The organism is uncultured Allobosea sp. (assembly GCF_945956895.1).
In the GTDB taxonomy this organism is placed as follows: Bacteria; Pseudomonadota; Alphaproteobacteria; order Rhizobiales; family Beijerinckiaceae; genus Allobosea.
The window spans coordinates 39,995-63,086 of the sequence record NZ_CAMFJF010000020.1 but is presented as its reverse complement, the minus strand read 5'-3'; the positions used below and the strand labels follow the sequence as shown (position 1 = coordinate 63,086).

Genomic DNA, 23,092 nt, shown 5'->3' with positions numbered 1-23,092 from the left:
TGGAATCAATCAGCGCCCAACCACGCAACCTATTTAATAGGTCCTGAGCCTAGGTCAGCCCGAAAGCCGCGTTCCACCTTTCGGGCTGATGCTCCATCGTCATGGTCGGGCTTGTCCCGGCCATCCATGTCTTCGCTGGTCGAAGGTCGCGTTCAAGACGTGGATGCTCGCCACAAGGGCGAGCATGACGGCGGGCTCCCCGGCATTGATCCCCGGCCGCGCTCACCGCACCGGCCAAGCCCCGCCGCAGCGCACGCCGCTGACCCAGCTATCGGCCTGGCCGAGCCCGATGCCGAGCGTGCCCAGCACGCCGTTGAGGATCTGGTCGAGCGGCGTCGCCGCACTGGCGGTGGCGCCGCCGAGCAGGCTGTTGAGCAGGCCGCCATCCAGCTTGAGCAGGCGCGAACCGCCGGCGAACGAGGTCTGGGCATCCTGGACGGCAACGGCGCGGGAGTCGATCGGCATCGTCGCAGAGATCGCGAAGAGGGTCGCGGTGCCACCCTTCTGGTTCCCTGCGAAGCTCTTGAAGCTGAGCATGGACGTCCCCCGCTGGCATGAGATCTTCAAAAAACGTGTTCAGTATCCGCCGCGCCAGGCGACGGCCCGGCGCTCAATCATCGGTTGTGGAAGCGAGGCCGGCCGGCTGAGGCTGTCGTAGGCCGAGCCGCTCATGTCATAGGCGACCGCGACCTCGAAACTCTCCAGCAGTGGCTGGTCTGGCCGGTGCGGACTCTGATCTTTGCCGGGGCGATGAAGGCATAGGAGCCGGCATCGGCGGTGACGAAATCGTGGGCCATCTTGGGACGTTCGCTGTCGTTGAGGCCCGAGACGGACGAGCGGGCCGCCTCCGCGGCGATCTGCTGGATGCTGTGATAGATGCCGAAGGCATAGCCCATGATGCCGACGGGGAGCGGCAGGAGGACCGGGCGACGAAGGCGAATTCGATGACGGTCGTCGCGCGCTGGCTTCGGCAGAAGGGGCAGGACAGGCAGTATGGCCGTTCCTCAAAAGATACGCGCATCTATAAGTTGTAAATCTCCCTCATGATAAAAAGTAAACGTTTGCTCGGCCAAGCAATCGCCGTTCAGCGCGGGCGAACGGGTTAAGTAAAATTTTACGCTGGCGGGTTTGCTTCGCTGGTACGTCGCCGTCGCTTCGAGACATTTCCCGCCCATGCTTTCGACATCTCCAGCGGAATTGGATGCGGCTCGCGTCGAACGGCTGTCGCCCGTCGGCGGCTTCGTCGTCGGGGTGATGTGTCTGCTGGTCAGCTTCGGGGCGCTCGCGAGCCTGCCGCGTGCGGTTGACGGCACCGCGCCGGTCGCCATCGTCTTCCCGCCCTGGACGGATGGGGCCGAAGCGATCGCACGAAGCTTCGCCGCCGGCCATCGTGTCCTGCGCAGCGGCCGCCTGTCCGCGATCGTCGTCGTGGCGCCGACATTGAACGGGCAGGCCCCCGCGCTCCCGAAGGGCGCGTGGTTCTCTCTTGTCCTCGCGGGCCTTGCCGGATGCCTTGATAATCCCGGCGGCACGGAAGCCTCGCCATGATCTGGGCCCTGTCAGCGGTACGCAGTCGGGTGACGCAGGCCCTGCTCGCGCTCGGATTGCTGCATGTGCCGCTGTTGGCCCTGGCCTTTTGGGCCAATGGTGCGTCCGGCGCAGGCCCGGTCGCGATGGCGGCGCTGGTCGTCCTCGTGGCCATGATGAGCTATCGCCTGGCCGGCCCGGCGATCGTGACGCGGCTCGTCATTGCGGCCATGCTGATCGGGCAGGTCTCGATCCTGGTGTTCAGCTTTGCCGGCCATCCCTGGCAGCCGGACATCCATATGTATTATTTCGCGGTACTGGCGCTGCTGGCCGGCTTCTGCGACTGGCGGCCGATCCTGGTGGGTGCCGCGCTGACGGCCGCGCACCATCTCGTGCTGCAATACGTTTTGCCGGCCGCAGTCTTCTACCAGGGTGGCAACCTGCTGCGCGTACTGCTCCATGCGGTGATCGTCATCATCGAGACGGCGTTCCTCGCGGTCTTCGCCGTGGTTTTGGAGCGCATGTTCGCGGTGAACGAGCAGAACCTGGTACGGGCGCAGGAAGCGGCCGAGCGCGAGCGCCTCGCGGGTGAGAAGGAACGCAGCCTTGCCGAGGAGCTCGGACGGCGTGCCGAGATGCTGCGCGATGTCGTAGCCGGGTTCCGCACCCAGATGGAGCAGGCGATGGCCGTGCTCGATGATTCCGCCGCGGCGATGAAGACGGAGGCGGGGACGCTGACGGAAACCTCCGACCATGTCCAGCGCCAGACCGCGATGGTCTCCGATTCCGCCGCCGGCACCATGGACAGCATCGACCATCTTTCGGCCGCCAGCATCGAACTCGTCGCCTCCATCGGCGAGATCGGCCGCAATGCCAGCCAATCGGCCGATGGTTCGAAGGTGGCTGCGGAACTCGCGCGGCGCGCCAGCGCTGAGATCGAGCATCTCGCCCAGAGCAGCGAGAATGTCGGCGCCGTCGTCGAGATCATCCGCGGCATCGCCGCCCAGACCAGCATGCTCGCGCTCAATGCCACGATCGAGGCGGCCCGCGCCGGCGAGATGGGCCGGGGCTTCGCCGTTGTCGCCAGCGAAGTGAAGACGCTCTCGGCCCAGACCGCCAAGGCCACAGACGAGGTCTCGCAGCAGATCGGTACGATGCAGCAGGCCTCGCAGCGCTCGCTCAAAGCAATCCGCGACATCGTCGAGGCGATCGGCGAGGTCGAGAGCGTCGCCGACGCGATCGCGCTCTCGGTCGACGAGCAAAGCCGTGCCACGGCCGAGATCGCCCATCAGGTCCGGCTCTCCTTCGAGGGCGCGCAACGCAGCGCCGACGTTGCCGGTGGCTTCGAGATCATGACCCGCCAGACCCACGGGGCTGCTCAGCAACTGCAGAGCGCTGCGAGCGCGCTCGCCCAGCAGGCGCAGGAAATCCGCCAGGATGTGGCGAGCTTCTGTGGGCGTGTCGCTACGGTCTGAACCCTACCAGGGGTGGCCGGGGCCGACAGGCCCGATGCCGAGGAAGGCGCCGAGGCTCGCCGCGATGTCGGAGAAGCTGCTGCGGCGTCCAAGTGGCTTAGGCTCGATGCCGGGGCCGAAGGCGAGAATCGGGACGTGTTCGCGTGTGTGGTCGGTGCCGGGCCAGCTCGGATCGTTGCCGTGGTCGGCGGTGATCACGGCGATGTCACCCGGCCTCAGCGCGGCTTCGATATGCGGCAGATGGCGATCGAAGGCTTCAAGCGCCGCTGCATAGCCGGGGATGTCGCGCCGGTGGCCGAACTCGGTGTCGAAATCGACGAGATTGACGAAGCAGAACCCGCCATCCGGCAGGCCGTCCCAGGCCTCCAGCGCCGCATCGAGCATCGCCGCGTTGCCGAAGGGCTTGATCTCGGTGCCGGTGGCGCGGTGCGCGAAGATGTCGCCGATCTTGCCGACGGTGACGACCGTGCGCCCCTGTGCCGTCAGCCGGTCGAGGATCGTCTCGTCCGGCGGCGGGATGGCGAAATCCTTGCGGTTGCCGGTGCGGGTGAAGCCTTCCTCCGGCGACCCGACGAAGGGCCGCGCGATCACGCGGCCGATCCGCAAGGGATCGACGAGGCCGCGTACGACCTTGCAGAGCGCATAGAGCCGATCGAGCCCGAAATGCTCTTCATGCGCCGCGATCTGCAGCACGGAATCGACCGAGGTGTAGCAGATCGGCTTGCCCGTCCGGATATGCTCCGCCCCGAGCTCCTCGATGATGACGGTGCCCGAGGCATGCCTGTTGCCGAGGATGCCGGGCAGGGCGCCTTCCTTGACGATGCCCGCGACCAGCTCCGGCGGGAAGGAGTTCTCGAGATCGGTGAAATAGCCCCACTGGAACGGCACCGGGCAGCCGGCGATCTCCCAATGCCCGGACGGCGTGTCCTTGCCCTGGCTGATCTCGACGCCGTAACCCCAGCGCCCCTCGGACTTGACCGGCTTCACGACGCCGGCCAGCGGCTGGCCGGTCGAGGTTTCGCATGCATGGGCGAGGCCGAGGCGCACGAGGTTTGGCAATTTGAGCGGCCCGCGGCGCAGGCCTTCGCGATCGCCACGCCCATCCGCGCAGGCCTCGGCGATATGGCCGAGCGTGTCGGAGCCCGCATCGCCATAGGCGGCGGCATCGGCCGCGCCGCCGCAGCCGACCGAATCCAGCACGATCAGGAGCGCGCGCGCCATGCTCAGTCCCTCACCGCAGCGGTGTCGGCCGTGTCGAGGTTCAACGCGGCAGCCAGCAGGGCCTGCGTATAGGCCTCGCGCGGCTGGGCGAAGATCGCCTCGGCCGGGCCTTCCTCGACCACCTTGCCGTTCTGCATCACCACCACCCGATGCGACAGCGCCCTGACCACCTTGAGGTCATGGCTGATGAAGAGATAGCCGAGCTTACGCTTGGTTTGGAGGCCGCGCAGCAATTCGACGATCTGCGCTTGCACGGACATGTCGAGCGCCGAGGTCGGTTCGTCCAGCACCACGAATTTCGGATCGAGCGCCATCGCCCGCGCGATGGCGATGCGCTGGCGCTGGCCGCCGGAGAACTCATGCGGGTAACGGTCCATCGCGGCCGGATCCAGGCCGACATCGGCGAGCGCCTGCGCCACGATCTCGCGGCGCTGCTGATAGGTCAGTCCAGGCTGCTGGATGGCGAGCCCTTCGGCCACGATCTCGGCGACCGACATGCGCGGCGAGAGCGAGCCGTAGGGGTCCTGGAAGACGACCTGCAGATCCTTGCGCTTCGGCCGGACCTGCTTGCTGGACAAGCCATCGATCCGGTCGCCGAGGAAGACGATCGGCCCTTCCGACGCGATCAGCCTGAGGATGGCGAGGCCGAGCGTGGTCTTGCCCGAGCCGGATTCGCCGACGACGCCGAGCGTCTCGCCTTCGCGCACCTTGACCGAGATGCCGTCGACGGCCTTCACATGGCCGCTGACGCGGCGCATGAGGCCGGACTTGATCGGGAACCAGACCTTGACCGGCCCGGCCTCCAGCAGCGTCGCGGCGTCGCTCGGCACGGGGGAGGGGCGCCCCTTCGGCTCCGCCGCGAGCAGGCGCTTGGTGTAGTCGTGCTGCGGATTGCCGAAGATCTCGGCGACGGGGCCGTGCTCGACGACCTTGCCCTTCAGCATCACGCAGACCCGGTCTGCGATGCGCCGGACGATCCCGAGGTCATGCGTGATGAACAGCATCGCCATGCCGAGCTTTTCCTGCAGCTCCTTGAGCAGCTTCAGGATCTGCGCCTGCACCGTGACGTCGAGCGCCGTGGTCGGCTCGTCGGCGACCAGGAGTTCGGGCTCATTGGCGAGCGCCATCGCGATCATCACGCGCTGGCGCTGCCCGCCGGAGAGCTGGTGCGGATAGGCGTCGAGCCGGCTTTTCGCGTCGCGGATGCCGACGAGGTCGAGCAGTTCCAGCGTGCGGGCGCGTGCCTTCTCGCCGCGCAGGCCCTTGTGCAGTTCGAGGATCTCGCCGATCTGCCGCTCGATCGTGTGCAGCGGGTTGAGCGAGGTCATCGGCTCCTGGAACACCATGGTGATGTCGTTGCCGCGCACCTTGCGCATCGCGTCCTCGTCGGCCGCGATCAGGTCCTGCCCGTTGAACAGGATCTTGCCGGAAGGGTGATGCGCGGCCGGATAGTTCAGGAGCTTGAGGATCGACAAAGCCGAGACCGACTTGCCCGAGCCGGACTCGCCGACCAGCGCCAGCGTCTCCCCCTTGGCGATCGAGAAGGAGACGCGGTCGACGGCGAGCGTCTCGCGCCCACCCTGGCGGAAGGCGACGGAGAGGTCTTCGACGGAAAGCAGCGGCGCGGTCATGCGAAGGTCTTCCGCGGGTCGAAGGCGTCGCGCACGGCCTCGCCGATGAAGATCAGCAGCGACAGCATCAGCGCGATCACGATGAAGCCGGAGAGGCCGAGCCAGGGCGCCTGGAGGTTCGACTTGCCCTGCGCCAGCAATTCGCCGAGCGACGGCGAGCCCGGCGGCAGGCCGAAGCCGAGGAAGTCGAGCGAGGTCAGCGTGGTGATCGAGCCGTTCAGGATGAAGGGCAGGAAGGTCAGGGTCGCGACCATCGCGTTTGGCAAGAGGTGCCGGATCATGATGGTGCGGTTGGGAAGGCCGAGCGCGCGCGCCGCCCGGACATACTCGAAATTGCGCGCCCGCAGGAACTCGGCGCGCACGACCCCGACCAGCGCGACCCAGGAGAACAGCAGGAGGATGCCGAGCAGCACGAAGAAGCCGGGCGTGATGATCGCGGCGACGATGATCAGCAGGTAGAGCGCGGGGATCGAGGTCCAGATCTCGATCAGGCGCTGGAAGATCAGGTCGGTCCAGCCGCCGAAATAGCCCTGGATGGCGCCGGCGGCGATGCCGACCACCGAGGAGAAGGCGCAGAGGATCAGCCCGAACAGCACGGAGATGCGGAAGCCGTAGATCAATCGCGCGACGACGTCGCGGCCCTGGTCGTCGGTGCCGAGCCAGTTCCATTCGAGGTCGCGGCAGGTCGATCCGCCCGTGCGCTCCGCGATCGCCTTGCACCGCTCGTCCTTGAGCAGCCAGGTCGGCGGGGCAGGGGCCGGCACCGGCAGGTCGAGATTATGCGTGCGATAGGAGTAGCGGATCGGTGGCCAGATCGCGAAGCCGTTGGCCGCGATCTCCTTGGCGATGACCGGGTCGCGGTAATCGGTCGTGGCGAGGAAGCCGCCGAACTTCTCTTCCGGGTAGTTCACCGCGACCGGGAACAGCCACTCGTCCTTGTAGCGCACGACGAGCGGCCGGTCGTTGGCGATGAACTCGGCGAAGAGCGAGAGCACGAACAGCGCGAGGAAGAGCCAGAGCGACCACCAGCCGCGCTTGTTGGCCTTGAAGTTGTTGAGCCGGCGCCGGTTGATCGGCGAGAGCTTGAGCCAGCCCTGCTTGGCCTCGGCCGGCGCCAGCGGAATATCGCTGCGCAGGGCAGGCGGGGGAGCGTCGATCAGCGTGTCCATGCTCACGCCTCCCGGCTCTCGAAATCGATGCGCGGATCGACCCAGCTATAGGTCAGGTCGGTGATGAGATGCACGACGAGGCCGATCAGCGAGAAGATGTAGAGATTGGCGAAGACGACGGGATAGTCGCGGTTGACGATCGCCTCGAAGGAGAGGAGCCCGAGCCCGTCGAGCGAGAAGATCGTCTCGATCAAGAGCGAGCCCGCGAAGAGCGCATGCACGAAGGCGCCGGGGAAGCCGGCGATGACGATCAACATGGCGTTGCGGAAGACATGGCCGTAGAGCACGCGCCGCTCGCTGAGGCCCTTCATCCGCGCGGTCAGGACATATTGCTTGCGGATTTCGTCGAGGAAGGAGTTCTTGGTCAGCAGCGTCGAGGTGGCGAAGGCGCCGAGCGCCATGGCCAGCACCGGCAGCGCGATGTGCCAGAGATAGTCCTTGGCCTTGCCGATGAGGCTGAGCTCCGCCCAGTTGTCGGAGGTCAGGCCCCTGAGCGGGAAGATCTGCCAGAACGAGCCGCCGGCGAAGAGCACGATCAGCAGGATCGCGAACAGGAAGCTCGGGATGGCATAGCCGACGATGACGACGGCGCTCGTCCAGGTGTCGAAGCGCGAGCCTTCCTTCATCGCCTTGCGGATGCCGAGCGGGATCGAGATCGCGTACGAGATCAGCGTCATCCACAGCCCGAGCGTGATCGAGACGGGCAGCTTCTCCTTGATCAATTGCAGCACCGGCGCGTCGCGGAAATAGGAGCGGCCGAAATCGAAACGGGCATAGTCGCCGAGCATCTTCAGGAAGCGCTCATGCGCCGGTTTGTCGAAGCCGAACTGCTTCTCCAGCTCCTTGATGAAGGCGGGGTCGAGACCTTGGGCGCCACGGTAGGCGCTAGCCTCGCCATGTGCCCCGGCGTCGCCGGCCTGGCCGCCGCCGACACGGTCGGCCGCGCCGCCGCTGTTCGGGTTCTGGAGCTGCGAGATCACGCGCTCGACCGGCCCGCCCGGCGCGAACTGCACGATGACGAAGGAGACGAGCAGGATGCCGAACAGCGTCGGCACCATCAGCGCAAGGCGCCGGGCGATATAGCTCAGCATGAGGCTCCGCCGTCATTCCGGGGCAGGCCGCAGGCCTGAGCCCGGAACCCAGAACCGATACCCTTGATCGAGAAGCGGAACCTGCCCGAGCCCAGACGGCAGGCGGCATCGGTTCTGGGTTCCGGGCTCTTCGCTCCGCGAAGCCCCGGAATGACGTCGAGGTTCTGCACCATCACGCCTTTCCGATCCGCTTGGCCTTCTCGGCGTCGTACCACCAGATCGCCGGCGCGCCGGAGGAGTATTTCGGCTTGGTCGCCGGCCGGTCGTACATGTCCCAATAGGCGAGGAGTTCGTTCGGGTTCCACCACATCGGGATCCAGTAGCGGCCGGCGCGCAGCAGCCGGTCGAGACATTTGGTGGCGACGACCACCTCGGCGTAGCTCTTGGCCTGCGCGATAACTGCGAGGATCGCGTCGATGGCGGGATCGCGGATGCCGCAGAGATTATCCGAACCGGGGACGTCGGCCGAGGCACTGCCATAAAGGCTCCGCAGGCTATCGCCGGGAATCAGGCTTCCGCCGCGGTTCAGGACGATGATGTCGAAATCGAATTCGCGCAGCCGTCGCTGGTATTGCGCCGAGTCCACGAGCCGGGAGCCAGCTTTGATGCCGAGGCGCCCGAGATTCTGCTGAAACGGCTGGGTATGAGGCTGCAGGGCCGCGCCGTCGTCGAGGAATTCAATCTCCAGCGGCGTTCCGTCAGGAAGCCTGAGCGTTCCGCCCTCACGTTTGCAACCGGCTTCGCGCAGCATCTCGTCGGCCCGGCGCAGCAGAGCTCTGTCGCTACCGGAGCCGTCCGAGACGGGTGGCAGCCAGGGGGCGCCGAAAACCTCGTCCGGAACCTTGCCGCGGAATGGTTCGAGCAGCTTCAACTCCTCCGGCGAAGGAACGCCCGCGGCCTTGAAATCCGAGTTCTCGAAATAGGAGGTCGCCCGGGCATAGAGGCCGTACATGATATTCTTGTTGGTCCACTCGAAATCGAAGACCAGGCCGATGGCCTCGCGGATGCGAGGATCGGCGAACTTGCTGCGTCGGCAATTCAGGAGCCATCCCTGCACGGCCGACGGCGCCGTGACAGGCAGCGTCTCGCGCTTGACCTTGCCGTCGCGCGTGGCAGGGAAGTCGTAGCCGGTGGCCCAGATGCGGGAGGTGTATTCCTGCTGGAAGGTGATTTCACCGCTCTTGAAGGACTCGAAGGCTACGTCGCGGTCACGGAAATAGAGCCAGCGTATCCGGTCGAAATTATTGGTGCCGACATTGACCGGCAGATCCTTCGCCCAATAGTCCGGAACGCGCTCGAATTCGATGAAGCGCCCCTGTTCGAAGCGCCCGACCTTATAGGCGCCAGAGCCGAGCGGGGGCTCCAGCGTCGACGCCGTGAAGTCCCGGGTCGACCAATAGGTTTCCGAGAAGACCGGCAGGCCGGCGACGATGAGGTGCAGATCGCGGCTGCGCTTCGGCGAGAGCTTCACGACGACGATGTCGTCGCTTTCCGCTTCCGACGAGACGAGCTCGCTCAAGAGCAGGCGATAGAGCGGATGTCCCTTCGCCTTCAGGATGTTCATCGAGAAGGCGACGTCGCGCGCCGTTACACGCGTACCGTCATGGAAGCGTGCTTCCGGCCGCAGGCGGAAGCGATAGGTCAGCTTGTCGGCGGAAACTGCGACGCTCTTCGCCAGCAGGCCGTAGAGCGAGCCGGGCTCGTCGCCCGAGCCGGTCATCAGGCTGTCGAAGCAGGCATCCATCCCGGCTGCGCCGTCGCCTTGCAGCACGTAGATGTTGAGCGTGTTGAACGTGCCGAAATTCTGGTTTCCCTGACGGCTTTTGATTTGCATCGTCAGGCTGCCACCCTTCGGCGCCTTGGGGTTCACATAGGCGAAATGCGGGAAGTCAGGCGGCAGGGCGAGCTCGCCGAAGGTCGAGAGCCCATGCGATTCGGCTTCCTGCGCCAGCGCCGCCTGAGGAAGCTGAGGCAGGGCGCCCGCGACGGTCGCGGCTCCCGCAGCTTCCAGCAATCTGCGGCGTGTGATGCGCATCGCCATCGTTTCGCGTCTCCGTCTGATTCGCCGTTGTCCTGTGTCGCCTGCGCGGAGGGTTACGGCAATGGCTGGCGGGAGGTCGATTGTGCGGGCAAGCCGAAGGCGGGGGCAAGGCGCCGCAAAACAAAAAGCCGGGCGAAAGCCCGGCTTGTCGTAGCGGATGGTCGCAGGTTGCCGAAGATCAGGGCTTCGGCAGCGGCTGCGGCGAATCCGAGAGCGAATTCAGATAGGCGACGACGTCGGCGCGGGTCTCGGGCTTGGCGATGCCGGCGAAAGCCATGATCGTGCCGGCGACATAGGCCTTCGGGTTCTTCAGGAAATGGTCGAGCGCGTCGGCGTCCCAGGTCTTGTCGTTGCGGCCCTTCATTGCCGCCGAATAGCCGAAGCCATCGATCGAACCCTCGTTGCGGCCATAGACGCCGAAGAGGTGCGGGCCGACCTTGTTGGCGCCGCCCTTCTCGAAGGTGTGGCAGGCCTTGCAGGCGGCAGTGGCCTTCTCGCCCTTGGCGATGTCGGCCTTGGCGAGGCGCACTGCGATAGGCTCCTCGGCTACGGCAGCTGCGGCGGCGCCGCCACCATGGGTCGGTTCCTCGCTCGGCAGGTCGAAGCCCGTCACGACCGGCTTCTTCGGCGCGAAGACGATGCCGGCCGTCATGTTGAGGCCCATCACCACGAGCAGCGTGGAGAGAACCGCGCCGGCGATCTTGTTGGCTTCGATGTTCATCGTATCCGAACCCTGGTGCCCTCCGCGGCCCTAGGCGCGGGAGACGAGATAGCGCTTGGCCGGAGTCTCGAAAGGCTCCAGCTTCTGCCGTTGCTTAACCGCTTTGCGCGCTTCATTGCAACTCGTATAAGCACGCACCGTTTGAGACTTTTTGCCGCCCAAGCCGAGCACGCTCCAAAAATGGCCCATCCGCTGATCCTGATCCCGGCCCGCATGCAGGCCACGCGCCTGCCCGGCAAGCCGCTCGCCGACATCCATGGCGAGCCGATGATCGTCCATGTCTGGCGCCGTGCGGTCGCATCCGGGGCCGGAGACGTCGCCGTGGCGACCGATGCGCCGGAAATCGCCGCCGCGATCGAGGCGGCCGGCGGCAAGGCGGTGATGACCAGCGCCAGCCACCAGACCGGCTCGGACCGGATCAAGGAAGCGGCCGACATCCTCGATCCCGAGCGGCATTACGATATCATCGTCAATGTACAGGGCGATTTCCCGACCCTGGCTCCATCAGCCATTGCCGCCGCTGTGAAGCCGCTCGCCGATCCGGCTGTGGATATCGCGACGCTGGCAGGTGTGATCGATGACGAAGAGGAGAAGACGGCGCCGAGCGTCGTGAAGCTCGTCGGCAGCGAGATCGCGCCCGGCCACATGCGCGCGCTTTATTTCACGCGCGCCACGGCGCCGCATGGCGACGGGCCGCTCTATCACCATGTCGGTCTCTATGCCTATCGCCGCGCCGCGCTCGATCGCTTCGTCAGCCTGCCGCAATCGCCGCTGGAACTGCGCGAGAAGCTGGAGCAGCTGCGCGCGCTGGAGGCTGGCATGCGGATCGACGTCATGGTCATCGACCATGTGCCGCGCGGCGTCGACACGCCGCCCGATCTCGACCGCGCCCGCGCGATCCTGACGTCCCGCTAAAGCCGTTCCGGCGGGGGCTGCATCGCGGCCCGCTTCCGGGAGGGCGGACAACAAGAAGCTGAGGAGCCTGAAGTCGTCCCATGTCCTTCGTCGTGTCTTATCAGGGTGAGCCCGGAGCCTTCTCCTCGCAGGCGGCCCTTCAGGTGTTTCCGGACTGCGAGCTTCTGCCCTGCGCCACCTTCGAGGATGCGCTCTCGGCCGTCAGCGACGGCACGGCCCGCTACGGCATGATCCCGATCGACAACTCGATCGCCGGCCGTGTCGCCGATATTCATTACCTCTTGCCGCGTTCGGGGCTGCACATCATCGGCGAGCATTTCCTGCCGATCCGCTTCCATTTGATGGGCGTTCCCGGCGCGACGCTGGCGACGGTCAAGACCGTGCAGAGCCATATCCATGCGCTCGGCCAGTGCCGCAAGATGATCCGCAAGCTCGGCCTGAAGACAGAGGTCGCGGCCGACACGGCCGGCTCTGCCCGCCAGGTGGCCGAGGCCGGCGATCCGACGCGCGCGGCCATCGCCCCGCGCATCGCGGCCGAGGTCTACGGCCTCAATATCCTGATGGAGGATATCGAGGACGAGAAGCACAACACCACCCGCTTTGTCGTGCTCTCGAAATACCCGGAATATGCTCGCCAGGGCCTCGGCAAGACCGTGACGACGCTGATGTTCCGCGTCCGCAACATCCCGGCCGCGCTCTACAAGGCGATGGGTGGCTTCGCCACCAACGGCGTCAACATGACCAAGCTGGAAAGCTACATGGTCGACGGCCATTTCTCGGCGACGATGTTCTATGCCGATGTCGAGGGCCATCCCGATGATCCGGCGCTCAGGCGCGCGCTCGACGAGCTCTCCTATTTCTCGAAGGAGATGAAGATCATGGGCGTCTATCCCGCCAACGACTTCCGCGAAACGATCGAGGAAGCGGGCGAGTAAGGGCCTGTGGGGCGTACTTGGCTTCGCCAGGCAGGATCTTCTCTCGGGAACACACCGTCATCCCGGGCTTGCCCCGGGATCCATCGTAGTGCGCAGAGCCCCATGATGGATCCCGGATCGGCGCTGCTGCGCAGCTTGTCCGGGATGACGGTGCGATTCCGCGGTGGCGTAAAAAAAAAGGGCAGTCCGCCTCAGTCGCTGACGCCTTCACGTCCTTCGATGGTCATGAGCGTCGCGGTTAGCAGGGCGATGAGCTTCTCCTGCCCGCCTGCTTCGGCAAACACCTTGGCCTGTGCCAGCGTCAGCGTCCGGCCGCTCTTCACGACCTCGCCGCGCGCGACGATGCGCTCGCCCGCGGCGGGTGCGACGAGGTTGATCTTGAATTCCGTCGTCAGCACGCCGCGGCCGGGCGGCATCAGGCTCAAGCCTGCATAGCCCGCAGCGGAATCGGCGATGGCGCTGACCGCGCCCGCATGGACGAAGCCGTGCTGCTGCGATACGGCCGGGCACGGTACCAGGACGATCTCGACGAAGCCCGGTGCGACGGAACCGAGGCTGGCCCCCAGCGTCGCCATCAGCCCCTGTTTGACGAAGCTGGACCGGATGCGCTCCTCGATAGCACGCTGCTCGGAGGTCATGTCCGGCTCTCCAAAGGAGGGATCGGGCTAGATGCGCTCGCCTTCGAGCGCCCATGTCCGCACCAGCGTGTTGGCGATGGCGATATGCTGCGGGCAGGCGAGGCCGTCGGGATGCTTGCCTTCCAGCATCTGCAGCACTTCCTCGCGCGGGAACCAGCGGCCTTCTTCGAGCTCGGTCATGTCGAGCGTGATCTCGTCGCCGAGCGCTTCGGCGATGCAGCCCATCATGATCGATGAGGGGAAGGGCCAGGGCTGCGAGGCGAGGTAGCGGACAGCGCCGACCCTCAAGCCCGCCTCTTCCCAGCTCTCGCGCCTGACCGCGTCCTCGATCGTCTCGCCCGGCTCGACGAAGCCGGCGATGCAGGAATACATGCCCGGCGCGAACCGGGCCTGGCGCGCCAGCAGGCAGGCGTCGCCGCGCGTCACCAGCATGATCACGACAGGGTCGGTGCGCGGGAAATGCATCGCGCCGCAGGCGGTGCATTCGCGCCGCCAGCCCGAGGCGCCGGCGACGGTCGGCCCGCCGCACTGGGCGCAGAAGCGGTGGCGGGCATGCCAGTCGAGCACGGCCTTCGCCTCGCCGAGCGGCCCGACCTCGCCCTCCGGCACGATGCGCTTCAGCGCGACCGAGCGCAGATCGGTGACGAACAGTTCGGAGCGTTCCTTCAGCGATTCGGCCAGGGCCTTGTCGAGCAGGCGCCCGAAGCGGGGCGTCCCGTCCTCGGCCAGCCCCATAAAGATTTCCTCGGCGGCCGGGCCGAGCATTTCGGTCTCGCCATGGCTGAACCAGACCGTCAGCGCCTCGCCGTCTAGCCGCTTCAGGATCGGCGTCTCGCCGGCGACGACCGCGATCCGCGTATCCGAGCGGTGGCGTAGGGCCGTCACCGCATCGGGCTTGTTGCGCAGGTCTTCGCGCCGGTCGAGCCGGTTGATCGCGAAGCCGGTGAGGGAGGAGCGTTCGCGGCGAGGCAGGGCGTCGTTCATGCTTCGGGTCTAGACCCGCGACGCCATGCCGCGCAAGCGCGTCTCACGCCTCCCCGCGTCCGCGCAGAAGATGGATGATGCCGGAGAAATCCGTACCGCCTTCGCCCCAGGCATTGTGCAGGCCGAAGAGCTGCGCGGCGGCCGCGCCGAGCGGGGTCGCGGCGCCCGCCGCCTGCGCCGCTTCCTGCGCCAGCTTGAGGTCCTTCAGCATCAGCGCCGAGGCGAAGCCCGGCTTGTACTCGTTATTGGCGGGCGAGGTCGGCACCGGCCCTGGCACCGGGCAATAGGTCGTCAGCGACCAGCACTGGCCCGACGAGGTCGAGGCGACGTCGAACAGCGCCTGGTGCGACAGGCCGAGCTTCTCGCCGAGCACGAAGGCCTCGGAGACGCCGATCATCGAAATGCCCAGGATCATGTTGTTGCAGATCTTGGCCGCCTGGCCGTTGCCGGCGCCGCCGCAATGCACGATCTTGCGGCCCATCTTGGCGAGGATCGGCTCGCCCTTGCCGAAGGCGTCCTCCGTGCCGCCGACCATGAAGGTCAGCGTCGCGCCTTTGGCGCCGCCGGTGCCGCCCGAGACCGGGGCATCGAGCGAAAGGCAGCCGCGCTCGGCCGCCAGGGCATGAGCCTTGCGGGCGCTCTCGACATCGATGGTCGAGGAATCGATCAAGAGCGTGCCGGGCTTCACCGCCGGCAGGATGTCGGCCCAGACGGCGAGTACATGCTTGCCGGCGGGCAGCATCGTGACGACGACCTCCGCATCGGCAACGGCCTCCCTCGCCGAGCCGGCGATGCCGACGCCCATCTCTGCGGCGGCATCCTTCGACGCCTGCACGAGATCGAAGGCTTTGACGCTATGCCCGGCCTTGACGAGGTTCCCGGCCATCGGGCCGCCCATATTGCCGAGGCCGATGAAGGCGATGTTGGTCATGTTGCACTTCCTTCCATTCTTCTTGACGGAATACTCTTAGCGGAATACCTTGGCGATCGATGATCCGATCCTTCGCGCAGCGCGATGCCGAGCTGCTCTTCAACGACAGGCCGGTCCGGCGCTTCGCCGCGATCGAACGTATCATCCGCCGCAAGCTTCTGCTGCTTCACGCTGCTGCCCGGCTGGACGATCTGCGCATTCCGCCCGGCAACCGGCTGGAAGCTTTGCGCGGCGACCGGGCCGGGCAACATTCGATCCGCGTCAACGAGCAATGGCGGATCTGTTTCATCTGTAGGGATGGGGAGGCGCATGATGTCGAAATCGTCGACTATCACTGATCCGCAGGGCCTCGGCGAGCAGGTGTTTACCTCGATTCCGCCCGGCGAAATCCTGCTGGAAGAATTCATGAAGCCGCTCGGCATCACCCAGAACCGCCTGGCGCGCGATATCGATGTGCCCGTCAGCCGCATCGCCGGGGTCGTCAAGGGCGATCGGGCGATCACGGCCGACACGGCGCTGCGCCTTGCGCAGTTCTTCGCGACCTCGCCGGAGATGTGGATGGCCCTGCAGAGCGATTACGATTTGCGCATCGCCCGGCTGGCATCCGGCCGCGAGATCGAGAGCCGGGTGAGGCCTCTCGCCGCATAGGCTCAATTCCCCTTCGAGCGCCCCACCAGCCCACGCGCGACGATCATCCGCATCACCTCGTTGGTCCCTTCCAGGATCTGGTGGACGCGGAGATCGCGGACGATCTTCTCGATGCCGTAATCGGCGAGATAGCCGTAGCCGCCATGGATCTGCAGGGCGTGGTTGGCGACTTCGAAGCCGGTATCGGTGGCGATGCGCTTGGCCATGGCGCAGAGCTTGGTCGCGTCCGGCGTCTTGGCGTCGAGCGCCGCCGCCGCGCGCCAGAGCAGGCTGCGGGCCGCCTCCAGCTCGGTCGCCATGTCGGCGAGCTTGAACTGCAGGGCCTGGAAATCGGCGATGGCACTGCCAAAGGCCTTGCGTTCCTTGGCATAGGCGAGGGAACGATCGAGCGCCCCCTGCGCTCCGCCGAGCGAGCAGGCTCCGATATTGAGCCGCCCGCCATCGAGCCCGGCCATGGCGATCTTGAAGCCGATGCCCTCGGGGCCGAGGCGGTTCGCCACCGGCACGCGGCAGTTCTCGAAGATCACGGCCCGCGTCGGCTGGGCGTTCCAGCCCATCTTCTTCTCGTTCGCGCCGAAGGAGAGGCCGGGCGTGTCCTTCTCGACGACGATGGTCGAGATGCCGGACGGGCCGGCCTCGCCGGTGCGCGCCATCACGACATAGATGTCGGAGACCCCGGCGCCGGAGATGAACTGCTTCTGTCCGTCGAGGACATAATGATCGCCGTCGAGCACCGCCTTGGTCTTCAGCGCGGCGGCGTCGGAGCCGGCGCCGGGTTCGGTCAGGCAGTAGCTCGCCAGATGCTCCATCGTGCAGAGCTTCGGCAGGAAGCGCTGGCGCTGTTCGTCCGAGCCGTAGCGGTCGATCATCCAGGCGCACATGTTGTGGATCGAGATATAGGCCGCGACCGTCGGGCAGCCGGTCGAGAGCGCCTCGAAGATCAGGGCCGCATCGAGCCGCGTCAGGCCGGAGCCGCCGACATCGTCCCGGATATAGATGCCGCCCATGCCGAGCGCCGCCGCTGCGCGCATCTCCTCGACCGGGAAATGCTTCTCCTCGTCCCAGCGCGCGGCATGGGGCGCGAGCGTCTCGGCTGCGAAGTCCTGCGCCATGTCGCGGATGGCGATCTGGTCCTCGGTCAGGGAAAACGGGCTCAAGGCTTGCGCTCCTGGGGCTTGAGGGCGGTTGTCCGCGGCTTTGCAGCCTGGGGCCGTGGCGGCTGCGGATGGGCCCCGTCATATGGTTTGGCGTTGCCGCGATGCGGTGACCGACCGGAGTCGAGGGTGACGAAATCCTCCGATCGCGCGGGCACCCCGGCCTTGCCGACGAAGACGCGCGGCCCCTTGTCGGTCACGACCACGTCGCCATAGGCGAGATCGCCGCCGAGGAAGGTCTCGACGGTGACGGGCGGAGGCGGTGGCGGCGGCAGGCTGGCCTGCAATTCCCGTCGCAGCCGATCCTCTTCCCTCATCCGTTCGAGATAACCCTGGCTTCGGGTCCTGGCCGCAGCGACCCGCTGCTGCCAGAGCCGGCGGCAGCGGAGGAGCTGGGCATCGTCCAGGCGAAGGAGGCCGCCGGCTGCCGCGTCGCAGAGCGCTTCTTCGGTCGTGGAAGAAGCGTCCGGCGCGGGGTCGTCAGCGAGGGCCGGCAAGATGCCGCAGAGGAGGACGAGCGACGATGCGATGATCCGCAGCGATCGCTCCATGGCCTCCTCCGTCGGTGGCGTCTCAGTTCATCGTCGGGATGACGAAGCTCGCACCGTCCTTGATACCGCTCGGCCAGCGCGCCGTCACCGTCTTGGTCTTGGTGTAGAAGCGGATCGAGTCCGGGCCGTGCTGGTTGAGGTCGCCGAAGGAGGAGCGCTTCCAGCCGCCGAAGGTGTAATAGGCCAGCGGAACCGGGATCGGCAGGTTGATGCCGACCATGCCGACCTGGACCTTCGAGGCGAAGTCGCGCGCCGCATCGCCGTCGCGGGTGAAGATCGCGGTGCCGTTGCCGTATTCGTGGTCGTTGGTCAGCTTCAGCGCCTCTTCATAGGTGTCGGCACGCAGCACCGAGAGCACCGGTCCGAAGATCTCCTCCTTGTAGATGCGCATGTCCTTGGTGACGTTGTCGAACAGGCAGCCGCCGACATAGAAGCCGTTCTCGTAGCCCTGCATCTTGAAGTCGCGGCCGTCGACCAGGAGCTTGGCGCCTTCCTGGACGCCGATGTCGACATAGGACTTGATCTTCTCCATCGCCGCCTTGGTCACGACCGGGCCGTAATCGGCGTTGACGTCGGTCGAAGGACCGATCTTCAGGCTCTCGACGCGCGGGATCAGGCGCTTCACCAGTTCGTCGGCGGTGCCCTTGCCGACGGGGACGGCGACCGAGATCGCCATGCAGCGCTCGCCGGCGGAGCCGAAGCCGGCGCCGATCAGCGCATCGACCGTCTGGTCCATGTCGGCGTCGGGCATGATGACCATGTGGTTCTTGGCGCCGCCGAAGCACTGCACGCGCTTACCGTTCGCGCAGCCACGGCTGTAGATGTATTCCGCGATCGGGGTCGAGCCGACGAAGCCGACCGCCTTGATCTCGGGATTGTCGAGGATGGCGTCGACAGATTCCTTGTCGCCGTTGACGACGTTGAGGATGCCGGGAGGGCCGCCCGCCTCGATGAAGAGCTCGGCGAAGCGCATCGGCACGCCGGGGTCGCGCTCGGAGGGCTTCAGGATGAACGCATTGCCGCAGGCAATCGCGGGGCCGAGCTTCCAGAGCGGGATCATCGCCGGGAAGTTGAACGGCGTGATGCCGGCGACGACGCCGAGCGGCTGGCGCATCGAGTAGATGTCGATGCCGGGGCCGGCGCCGTCGGTGTACTCACCCTTCATCAGGCCGGGAACGCCGAGCGAATATTCGATCACCTCGACGCCGCGCTGGATGTCGCCCTTGGCGTCGGGAATGGTCTTGCCATGCTCGCGGGCGAGCAGCTCGGCGAGTTCGTCATTGTTCTGCGCGATCAGGTCGAGAAACTTCATCAGCACGCGGGCGCGGCGCTGCGGATTGACAGCGGCCCATTTCGGCTGCGCCTCGGCGGCGTTCCGCACGGCGGCGTCGAGTTCGGCCGCTGAGGCGAGGGCGACCTTGCCGATGATGGTGCCGTCCATCGGCTGGTAGATGTCGGCCGTCCGGCCCGAAGTGCCCGCGACATGCTTGCCGCCGATGAAATGCCCAACCTGACGCATCGCGCCCTCCCTACGAACTGATGGTGTGTTGATCTTGTCATCTCCCTACCATTCTCGTTTACGCACGGCTATAGCGAGTGTGAAACGCCGGTCGTGCGAAAACACAAATACGGGAGAGAGCCTTGGAGCGCTTCGACTGGGACGACCTCCGCTTCTTTCTGGCCGTTGCACGCTCAGGCAGGCTCACCGCCGCCGCGCGCCGGCTCGGCGCCGATCATGCCACTGTCTCGCGCCGCATCACCTCGCTGGAGGAAGCGCTGAAGGCCAAGCTCTTCGAGCGCCGCCCTCAAGGCTACACGTTGACCGCCCATGGCGAGCGCCTGCTCGCCAAGGCCGAGAGCATGGAGACCGAGGCGCTGGCCATCCAGAGCGATATCGGCGGCGCCGACATGGCGCTCTCCGGCACGGTCAGGATCGGCGCGCCGGACGGGTTCGGCACCTCGTTCCTGGCGCCGCGTCTGGCGCTGTTCGCGAAATCCTATCCGGGCCTGGAGATCCAGCTCATCGCCATGCCGCGTCTGCTCTCGCTCTCGAAGCGCGAGGCCGATGTCGCGATCACGCTGGCGCCGCCCAAGGAAGGCAAGGTCGTCGCCCGCAAGCTCTCCGACTACCGCCTCGGGCTTTACGCCTCGCCGGAATACCTGGCTGCGATGCCGCCGGTGACCAAGCCGGAGGATCTCTTCGAGCACCGCATCATCGGCTATATCGACGACCTGATCTTCTCACCCGAGCTCGACTATCTCGACGAGGTCGCCAAGGGCCTGCGCGCCCATGTCCAGAGTTCGAGCGTCATCGCCCAGATGAACGCCGTCGTCGCTGGCGCCGGCATCGGCGTGATCCATCACTTCATGGCGGAGGGGGAGAAGCGGCTCGTGCCCGTCCTGCCCGAGACGGTCTCGATCACGCGCTCCTTCTGGCTGCTGGTCCATGCCGACCTGAAGGACGTGGCGCGGGTGCGCGCCATCGTCGATTTCGTCGTCCGCGAGGTGAAGGTTTCGCGCGCCCTGCTGATGGGCGAGGCGAGGGTGGAGCACCGCGCCGCCGCCGAATAAGCACGGAGGAAGGCGGCGCCTGAGCCGACTGGCAGGCCGCTTCGATGGCGGTCGCCCTAGGGCTTCAACGGCAGCCCACCGTGATAGGCGGCAAGGAAGCGCTCGGACGATATCAGATCGGCAAGCGCCCGCAGGTTTCCGGCAACCGCCGGGCCGAGCGTCGTTTCGATCCGGCCGTTGGCATCGGCCCAGCGTGAGATGGCCTGCTGCATGAGGCTTCGGCCGGCAGGGGTGAGGGTTGCCCGCTTGCTGCGTCGGTCTTCCCGATCGGGGTGAAGTGTGACGAGACCGTCTCGAACCAGCGGGCGCAATGCATGGGTCAGCGCCGAGATCTGGACAAGCTGGTGCGTCGCGAGCTCGTTGAGCGTCGGCCCCTTATCCTCTCGACTAAGCCCGTTGATGGCGACGAGCAGTCCGAATTGGGTCGCCTTGAGCCCGAGCGGCGAGATGGCATCGTCGTAGAGCTGGCCGAGGCGCCGTGTCGCACGGCGCAGGGCGGTATTGGTGCAGGCGAGCGCGAGGGCGGCTTCCGGAACGACGCCGGGAGCAACGCCGTCATCCGCCTCGCTGGTTGGAATCTGATCCATGCCTCTAAAATAGTTGAGCCCCGCACTATTGAAAGAGGGATGCCACATCCCATTTGATTGAGCGCTCAACAAAAAAGTTGAGCGCTCAATCAATAAGGTTTTCATCATGAGCACGCTTTCCCACCGCAAGCTCGCCGTCATCACCGGCGCTTCCGCCGGCATCGGCGCTGTCTATGCCGATCGCCTCGCGGCCCGCGGCTATGATCTGCTGCTGATCGCGCGCCGGCGCGATCGGCTTCAGGAGGTCGCCGACCGCATCGTCTCAGCCCATGGCCGCAAGGTCGCGATTCTGGTCGCCGATCTCGCGAACGAGTCCGATCTCGCACGCGTCGAAAAGGATCTCGCCGCGCGGGGTGATATCGAGCTGTTCGTCAACAATGCCGGCATCGCCCGCTTCGCGCCGATCGCAAAGGCTCCAGCCGCCGATTCGATCGCGCAGATCGCGCTGAACGTCACGGCGCTGACACGGCTGACCCATGCGGTCTTGCCGGGCCTCGTCGCCCGCAACCGCGGCACGATCATCAACATCGCGTCGATCCTCAGCCTCCACACGTTGCCGCATAGTGCGGTTTACAGCGCGACCAAGGCGTTCGTTCTGGCGTTCTCGCGTGGCCTGCAGGCGGAGGTCGAGGGGACGGGGGTGAAGGTCCAGAGCGTGCATCCCCCCGCGACGGCGACCGACATCTGGGAGCTTGCAGGTGTGCCGCTGGAAAGCTTCGATCCCGAGAAGGTCATGGTCGTAGGCGAACTCGTCGACGCTGCGCTGGCCGGGCTCGACCGAGGCGAAACCATCACCTGGCCGTCGGTCGCGGATGAAGGGCTCTGGATCGGCTTCGAGCAAGCCCGTGCCGCCATCATCGCGGCATCGCAGACCCGCGAGCCGGCGCCGCGCTACGCTGTCTGAGACGAGTGACCGCCAGGCAAGCCGCTTCGTCGAGAGGCGGTTTGCCGCGCCTCAGGCGGCAGTGCGAACCCTGTCGCGCCCATCCTGCTTGGCGACGTAGAGCGCTTCGTCCGCCTGGCCGAGGCCGGTTTCGAGCAGGGCATCGGGCGCGAGCGCGGCGACGCCGATCGAGACGGTGAGCGGCAGGGTTTCGCCGTTGATGACGAAGGGCGTGCCGGCGATGGCCGCCCGGATGTCGCTGCACAGGCTCGCGGCCTCGGCGAGATCGGCGCCGGGGAAGATGATGGCGAATTCCTCGCCACCGACGCGGGCCAGCAGGTTGAAGCCGCGCTCGGCCATGTTGCCGAGTGTCCGCGCGACGGCCGCCAGAGCCCTGTCGCCGCCGTCGTGGCCGTGGCGGTCGTTGAGCCGCTTGAAATGATCGATGTCGAGAATGGCGACCGAGATCGGCAGGCCCATCTTCCGGGCCTCGCAAACGAGCTGCCGGCCGCGCGCGAAGAAATGCCGGCGGTTGAACAGGCCGGTGAGGAAGTCGCGCGCCGCGAGGTCCTGCAACTGGCGGAGCTGGTCGAGCACCTCGACATTGGAGGCGATGCGGCATTGCAGCTCCTCCAGCACGAAGGGGCGTGAGACGAAATCATGCGCGCCGGCTTTGAGGAAGCCCGCTGAGGTCTGCCGGTCGGTCGAGGAGGAGATGCCGAGAACGCGCACTGCCGGGTGATGCCGGCGGATGCGCCGGGCCAGCTCGAACCCGTCCATGTCGGGCATGTAATAGTCGCTGACGACGAGCTGGATGTCGGGATTGCTCTCCAGGATCGTCAGCGCTTCCTGCCCCGACCCGGCCTCGACCACGGCATATTGCTGGATCGACAGCATCCGCGCGAGCACCTTGCGGGTGGTGCGGGTGTCGTCGACGACGAGGATGCGGGTATTGCGGTTGTTCAGCGCCCGCCTGACCGTGCCGACGATATTGGGAAGGGCGAACTCGTTGTCCTTCAGGACATAGTCGATGACCTCCCGCTCCATGATCCGGCCGCGTGTGGCGAGATCGAAGGTCGCGGTGAAGACCACCGAAGGGATGCCGTGCGTCACGGTCCAGTCGAGTGCTTCGCCGCGCGGCGCGTCCGGCAGGTTGAGGTCGACGACCGCGATCGCATAGGCGCCGGGGGCCGCGACGATGAGGTCGCTGACCTCTTTCAATGAAGCGCAGGTTGTGACGGGCAGTCCGGTCTCCGCATGGAGCATCTGCCGCAGCGCCAGCGAGAAGGTTCGCGAATCCTCGATGACAAGAATCTGCCGGTCGTCTGGAACGGTCTCCGGCCTGGCCTGTAATGTCTGATGGGCACCCATGCTCCATCTAGGGCGCCCGCAAGTTTAATTTTCCGTCACGTCTGCCCG

Annotated in this window: 24 protein-coding genes; 8 read left to right on the top strand and 16 right to left on the bottom strand. The window is 66.3% G+C overall.

Annotated elements, in window-relative coordinates:
- Nucleotides 1-222: 222 nt before the first annotated feature.
- Together Q0Q02_RS13340 and Q0Q02_RS13335 are read right to left on the bottom strand one after the other, a co-directional pair.
- Nucleotides 223-537 (bottom strand): hypothetical protein, encoded by a 315-nt coding sequence (locus Q0Q02_RS13340; RefSeq protein WP_293810141.1) that lies wholly within the window; start codon nucleotides 535-537, stop codon nucleotides 223-225.
- A 131-nt stretch (nucleotides 538-668) separates the two neighbouring features.
- Nucleotides 669-896 (bottom strand): hypothetical protein, encoded by a 228-nt coding sequence (locus tag Q0Q02_RS13335; protein WP_293810137.1) that lies wholly within the window; start codon nucleotides 894-896, stop codon nucleotides 669-671.
- Between the two features lie 277 nt (nucleotides 897-1,173).
- Here Q0Q02_RS13335 and Q0Q02_RS13330 point away from each other — a divergent pair, with 277 nt between their 5' ends.
- Nucleotides 1,174-1,548 carry a hypothetical protein gene (locus tag Q0Q02_RS13330; RefSeq protein ID WP_293810135.1) on the top strand — a complete coding sequence of 125 codons (375 nt, stop codon included), beginning with the start codon at nucleotides 1,174-1,176 and terminating at the stop codon, nucleotides 1,546-1,548.
- Complete coding sequence (locus Q0Q02_RS13325; RefSeq protein ID WP_293810133.1) at nucleotides 1,545-3,002, top strand: methyl-accepting chemotaxis protein; 1,458 nt, start codon at nucleotides 1,545-1,547, stop codon at nucleotides 3,000-3,002. Before Q0Q02_RS13330 ends, Q0Q02_RS13325 begins: the two co-directional genes overlap by 4 nt.
- A gap of 3 nt (nucleotides 3,003-3,005) precedes the next feature.
- Here the strand turns inward: Q0Q02_RS13325 and Q0Q02_RS13320 are convergent, their stop codons facing one another.
- The 6 genes from Q0Q02_RS13320 to Q0Q02_RS13295 form a co-directional block, all read right to left on the bottom strand.
- Nucleotides 3,006-4,223, bottom strand: a complete 1,218-nt coding sequence (locus tag Q0Q02_RS13320) for a phosphopentomutase (RefSeq protein WP_293810131.1) — start codon at nucleotides 4,221-4,223, stop codon at nucleotides 3,006-3,008.
- 2 nt (nucleotides 4,224-4,225) lie between these two features.
- Nucleotides 4,226-5,854, bottom strand: a complete 1,629-nt coding sequence (locus Q0Q02_RS13315; RefSeq protein WP_293810130.1) for an ABC transporter ATP-binding protein — start codon at nucleotides 5,852-5,854, stop codon at nucleotides 4,226-4,228.
- Nucleotides 5,851-7,023, bottom strand: coding sequence for an ABC transporter permease (locus Q0Q02_RS13310; RefSeq protein WP_293810128.1), 1,173 nt, complete (start codon nucleotides 7,021-7,023; stop codon nucleotides 5,851-5,853). The genes Q0Q02_RS13315 and Q0Q02_RS13310 overlap by 4 nt, the downstream gene beginning before the upstream one ends.
- Nucleotides 7,024-7,025: 2 nt before the next feature.
- Complete coding sequence (locus Q0Q02_RS13305) at nucleotides 7,026-8,114, bottom strand: microcin C ABC transporter permease YejB (protein ID WP_293810126.1); 1,089 nt, start codon at nucleotides 8,112-8,114, stop codon at nucleotides 7,026-7,028.
- Between the two features lie 172 nt (nucleotides 8,115-8,286).
- Nucleotides 8,287-10,149 (bottom strand): extracellular solute-binding protein, encoded by a 1,863-nt coding sequence (locus Q0Q02_RS13300; RefSeq protein WP_293810139.1) that lies wholly within the window; start codon nucleotides 10,147-10,149, stop codon nucleotides 8,287-8,289.
- Between the two features lie 184 nt (nucleotides 10,150-10,333).
- A complete protein-coding gene (locus tag Q0Q02_RS13295; RefSeq protein ID WP_293810124.1) occupies nucleotides 10,334-10,876 on the bottom strand; it encodes a cytochrome c family protein in 543 nt (180 codons plus the stop codon).
- 180 nt (nucleotides 10,877-11,056) lie between these two features.
- Here Q0Q02_RS13295 and Q0Q02_RS13290 point away from each other — a divergent pair, with 180 nt between their 5' ends.
- Together Q0Q02_RS13290 and Q0Q02_RS13285 are read left to right on the top strand one after the other, a co-directional pair.
- Entirely contained in the window at nucleotides 11,057-11,791 is a 735-nt protein-coding gene (locus Q0Q02_RS13290) for a 3-deoxy-manno-octulosonate cytidylyltransferase (RefSeq protein WP_293810122.1), read from the top strand.
- Nucleotides 11,792-11,871: 80 nt separating this feature from the next.
- Nucleotides 11,872-12,726, top strand: coding sequence for a prephenate dehydratase (locus Q0Q02_RS13285; protein WP_293810120.1), 855 nt, complete (start codon nucleotides 11,872-11,874; stop codon nucleotides 12,724-12,726).
- A gap of 191 nt (nucleotides 12,727-12,917) precedes the next feature.
- Here Q0Q02_RS13285 and Q0Q02_RS13280 read toward each other — a convergent pair whose 3' ends face one another.
- Genes Q0Q02_RS13280 through mmsB form a run of 3 tightly spaced genes read right to left on the bottom strand, consistent with a single transcriptional unit; the run spans nucleotide 12,918 to nucleotide 15,279 of the window.
- Nucleotides 12,918-13,364: a PaaI family thioesterase gene (locus Q0Q02_RS13280; protein WP_293810118.1), complete on the bottom strand. Its 447-nt coding sequence runs from the start codon at nucleotides 13,362-13,364 to the stop codon at nucleotides 12,918-12,920.
- A 27-nt stretch (nucleotides 13,365-13,391) separates the two neighbouring features.
- Nucleotides 13,392-14,348 (bottom strand): NAD(+) diphosphatase, encoded by a 957-nt coding sequence (nudC, locus tag Q0Q02_RS13275; protein WP_293810116.1) that lies wholly within the window; start codon nucleotides 14,346-14,348, stop codon nucleotides 13,392-13,394.
- Between the two features lie 43 nt (nucleotides 14,349-14,391).
- A complete protein-coding gene (mmsB, locus tag Q0Q02_RS13270) occupies nucleotides 14,392-15,279 on the bottom strand; it encodes a 3-hydroxyisobutyrate dehydrogenase (protein WP_293810114.1) in 888 nt (295 codons plus the stop codon).
- 59 nt (nucleotides 15,280-15,338) lie between these two features.
- On the opposite strand from mmsB, the gene Q0Q02_RS13265 reads away from it, so the two are divergent.
- Both Q0Q02_RS13265 and Q0Q02_RS13260 read left to right on the top strand, forming a co-directional pair.
- A complete protein-coding gene (locus Q0Q02_RS13265; protein ID WP_293810112.1) occupies nucleotides 15,339-15,617 on the top strand; it encodes a type II toxin-antitoxin system RelE/ParE family toxin in 279 nt (92 codons plus the stop codon).
- Nucleotides 15,592-15,927, top strand: a complete 336-nt coding sequence (locus Q0Q02_RS13260; protein ID WP_293810110.1) for a HigA family addiction module antitoxin — start codon at nucleotides 15,592-15,594, stop codon at nucleotides 15,925-15,927. Before Q0Q02_RS13265 ends, Q0Q02_RS13260 begins: the two co-directional genes overlap by 26 nt.
- 2 nt (nucleotides 15,928-15,929) lie before the next feature.
- Here the strand turns inward: Q0Q02_RS13260 and Q0Q02_RS13255 are convergent, their stop codons facing one another.
- The 3 genes from Q0Q02_RS13255 to Q0Q02_RS13245 are packed head-to-tail and all read right to left on the bottom strand — an operon-like array spanning nucleotide 15,930 to nucleotide 19,151.
- Nucleotides 15,930-17,084: an isobutyryl-CoA dehydrogenase gene (locus Q0Q02_RS13255; protein ID WP_293810108.1), complete on the bottom strand. Its 1,155-nt coding sequence runs from the start codon at nucleotides 17,082-17,084 to the stop codon at nucleotides 15,930-15,932.
- On the bottom strand, nucleotides 17,081-17,632 hold the full coding sequence (locus tag Q0Q02_RS13250) for a hypothetical protein (protein ID WP_293810106.1): 552 nt from the start codon (nucleotides 17,630-17,632) through the stop codon (nucleotides 17,081-17,083). Before Q0Q02_RS13250 ends, Q0Q02_RS13255 begins: the two co-directional genes overlap by 4 nt.
- Before the next feature lie 22 nt (nucleotides 17,633-17,654).
- Nucleotides 17,655-19,151: a CoA-acylating methylmalonate-semialdehyde dehydrogenase gene (locus tag Q0Q02_RS13245; protein WP_293810104.1), complete on the bottom strand. Its 1,497-nt coding sequence runs from the start codon at nucleotides 19,149-19,151 to the stop codon at nucleotides 17,655-17,657.
- Between the two features lie 122 nt (nucleotides 19,152-19,273).
- Here Q0Q02_RS13245 and Q0Q02_RS13240 point away from each other — a divergent pair, with 122 nt between their 5' ends.
- A complete protein-coding gene (locus tag Q0Q02_RS13240; RefSeq protein WP_293810102.1) occupies nucleotides 19,274-20,203 on the top strand; it encodes a LysR family transcriptional regulator in 930 nt (309 codons plus the stop codon).
- Nucleotides 20,204-20,259: 56 nt separating this feature from the next.
- Here Q0Q02_RS13240 and Q0Q02_RS13235 read toward each other — a convergent pair whose 3' ends face one another.
- Nucleotides 20,260-20,898: a MarR family transcriptional regulator gene (locus tag Q0Q02_RS13235; protein WP_293810101.1), complete on the bottom strand. Its 639-nt coding sequence runs from the start codon at nucleotides 20,896-20,898 to the stop codon at nucleotides 20,260-20,262.
- Between Q0Q02_RS13235 and Q0Q02_RS13230 the strand changes: the two genes are divergently transcribed.
- Nucleotides 20,897-21,694: an SDR family oxidoreductase gene (locus tag Q0Q02_RS13230; RefSeq protein WP_293810100.1), complete on the top strand. Its 798-nt coding sequence runs from the start codon at nucleotides 20,897-20,899 to the stop codon at nucleotides 21,692-21,694. The genes Q0Q02_RS13235 and Q0Q02_RS13230 overlap by 2 nt on opposite strands.
- 51 nt (nucleotides 21,695-21,745) lie before the next feature.
- Here the strand turns inward: Q0Q02_RS13230 and Q0Q02_RS13225 are convergent, their stop codons facing one another.
- Nucleotides 21,746-23,044, bottom strand: coding sequence for a diguanylate cyclase (locus Q0Q02_RS13225; protein WP_293810098.1), 1,299 nt, complete (start codon nucleotides 23,042-23,044; stop codon nucleotides 21,746-21,748).
- Nucleotides 23,045-23,092 lie beyond the last annotated feature (48 nt).

What these genes read in the sequence shown, in the direction of transcription:
- Q0Q02_RS13310 (WP_293810128.1), bottom strand. Translation starts at nt 7,023, where the DNA reads ATGGACACGCTGATCGACGCTCCCCCGCCTGCCCTGCGCAGCGATATT.
- Q0Q02_RS13280 (WP_293810118.1), bottom strand. Translation starts at nt 13,364, where the DNA reads ATGACCTCCGAGCAGCGTGCTATCGAGGAGCGCATCCGGTCCAGCTTC.
- Q0Q02_RS13300 (WP_293810139.1), bottom strand. Translation starts at nt 10,149, where the DNA reads ATGCGCATCACACGCCGCAGATTGCTGGAAGCTGCGGGAGCCGCGACC.
- Q0Q02_RS13245 (WP_293810104.1), bottom strand. Translation starts at nt 19,151, where the DNA reads ATGCGTCAGGTTGGGCATTTCATCGGCGGCAAGCATGTCGCGGGCACT.
- Q0Q02_RS13325 (WP_293810133.1), top strand. Translation starts at nt 1,545, where the DNA reads ATGATCTGGGCCCTGTCAGCGGTACGCAGTCGGGTGACGCAGGCCCTG.
- Q0Q02_RS13235 (WP_293810101.1), bottom strand. Translation starts at nt 20,898, where the DNA reads ATGATGAAAACCTTATTGATTGAGCGCTCAACTTTTTTGTTGAGCGCT.
- Q0Q02_RS13305 (WP_293810126.1), bottom strand. Translation starts at nt 8,114, where the DNA reads ATGCTGAGCTATATCGCCCGGCGCCTTGCGCTGATGGTGCCGACGCTG.
- Q0Q02_RS13225 (WP_293810098.1), bottom strand. Translation starts at nt 23,044, where the DNA reads ATGGGTGCCCATCAGACATTACAGGCCAGGCCGGAGACCGTTCCAGAC.
- Q0Q02_RS13315 (WP_293810130.1), bottom strand. Translation starts at nt 5,854, where the DNA reads ATGACCGCGCCGCTGCTTTCCGTCGAAGACCTCTCCGTCGCCTTCCGC.
- Q0Q02_RS13320 (WP_293810131.1), bottom strand. Translation starts at nt 4,223, where the DNA reads ATGGCGCGCGCGCTCCTGATCGTGCTGGATTCGGTCGGCTGCGGCGGC.
- Q0Q02_RS13330 (WP_293810135.1), top strand. Translation starts at nt 1,174, where the DNA reads ATGCTTTCGACATCTCCAGCGGAATTGGATGCGGCTCGCGTCGAACGG.
- Q0Q02_RS13290 (WP_293810122.1), top strand. Translation starts at nt 11,057, where the DNA reads ATGGCCCATCCGCTGATCCTGATCCCGGCCCGCATGCAGGCCACGCGC.
- mmsB (WP_293810114.1), bottom strand. Translation starts at nt 15,279, where the DNA reads ATGACCAACATCGCCTTCATCGGCCTCGGCAATATGGGCGGCCCGATG.
- Q0Q02_RS13265 (WP_293810112.1), top strand. Translation starts at nt 15,339, where the DNA reads ATGATCCGATCCTTCGCGCAGCGCGATGCCGAGCTGCTCTTCAACGAC.
- Q0Q02_RS13230 (WP_293810100.1), top strand. Translation starts at nt 20,897, where the DNA reads ATGAGCACGCTTTCCCACCGCAAGCTCGCCGTCATCACCGGCGCTTCC.
- Q0Q02_RS13285 (WP_293810120.1), top strand. Translation starts at nt 11,872, where the DNA reads ATGTCCTTCGTCGTGTCTTATCAGGGTGAGCCCGGAGCCTTCTCCTCG.
- Q0Q02_RS13250 (WP_293810106.1), bottom strand. Translation starts at nt 17,632, where the DNA reads ATGGAGCGATCGCTGCGGATCATCGCATCGTCGCTCGTCCTCCTCTGC.
- Q0Q02_RS13260 (WP_293810110.1), top strand. Translation starts at nt 15,592, where the DNA reads ATGTCGAAATCGTCGACTATCACTGATCCGCAGGGCCTCGGCGAGCAG.
- Q0Q02_RS13295 (WP_293810124.1), bottom strand. Translation starts at nt 10,876, where the DNA reads ATGAACATCGAAGCCAACAAGATCGCCGGCGCGGTTCTCTCCACGCTG.
- Q0Q02_RS13340 (WP_293810141.1), bottom strand. Translation starts at nt 537, where the DNA reads ATGCTCAGCTTCAAGAGCTTCGCAGGGAACCAGAAGGGTGGCACCGCG.
- Q0Q02_RS13335 (WP_293810137.1), bottom strand. Translation starts at nt 896, where the DNA reads ATGGGCTATGCCTTCGGCATCTATCACAGCATCCAGCAGATCGCCGCG.
- nudC (WP_293810116.1), bottom strand. Translation starts at nt 14,348, where the DNA reads ATGAACGACGCCCTGCCTCGCCGCGAACGCTCCTCCCTCACCGGCTTC.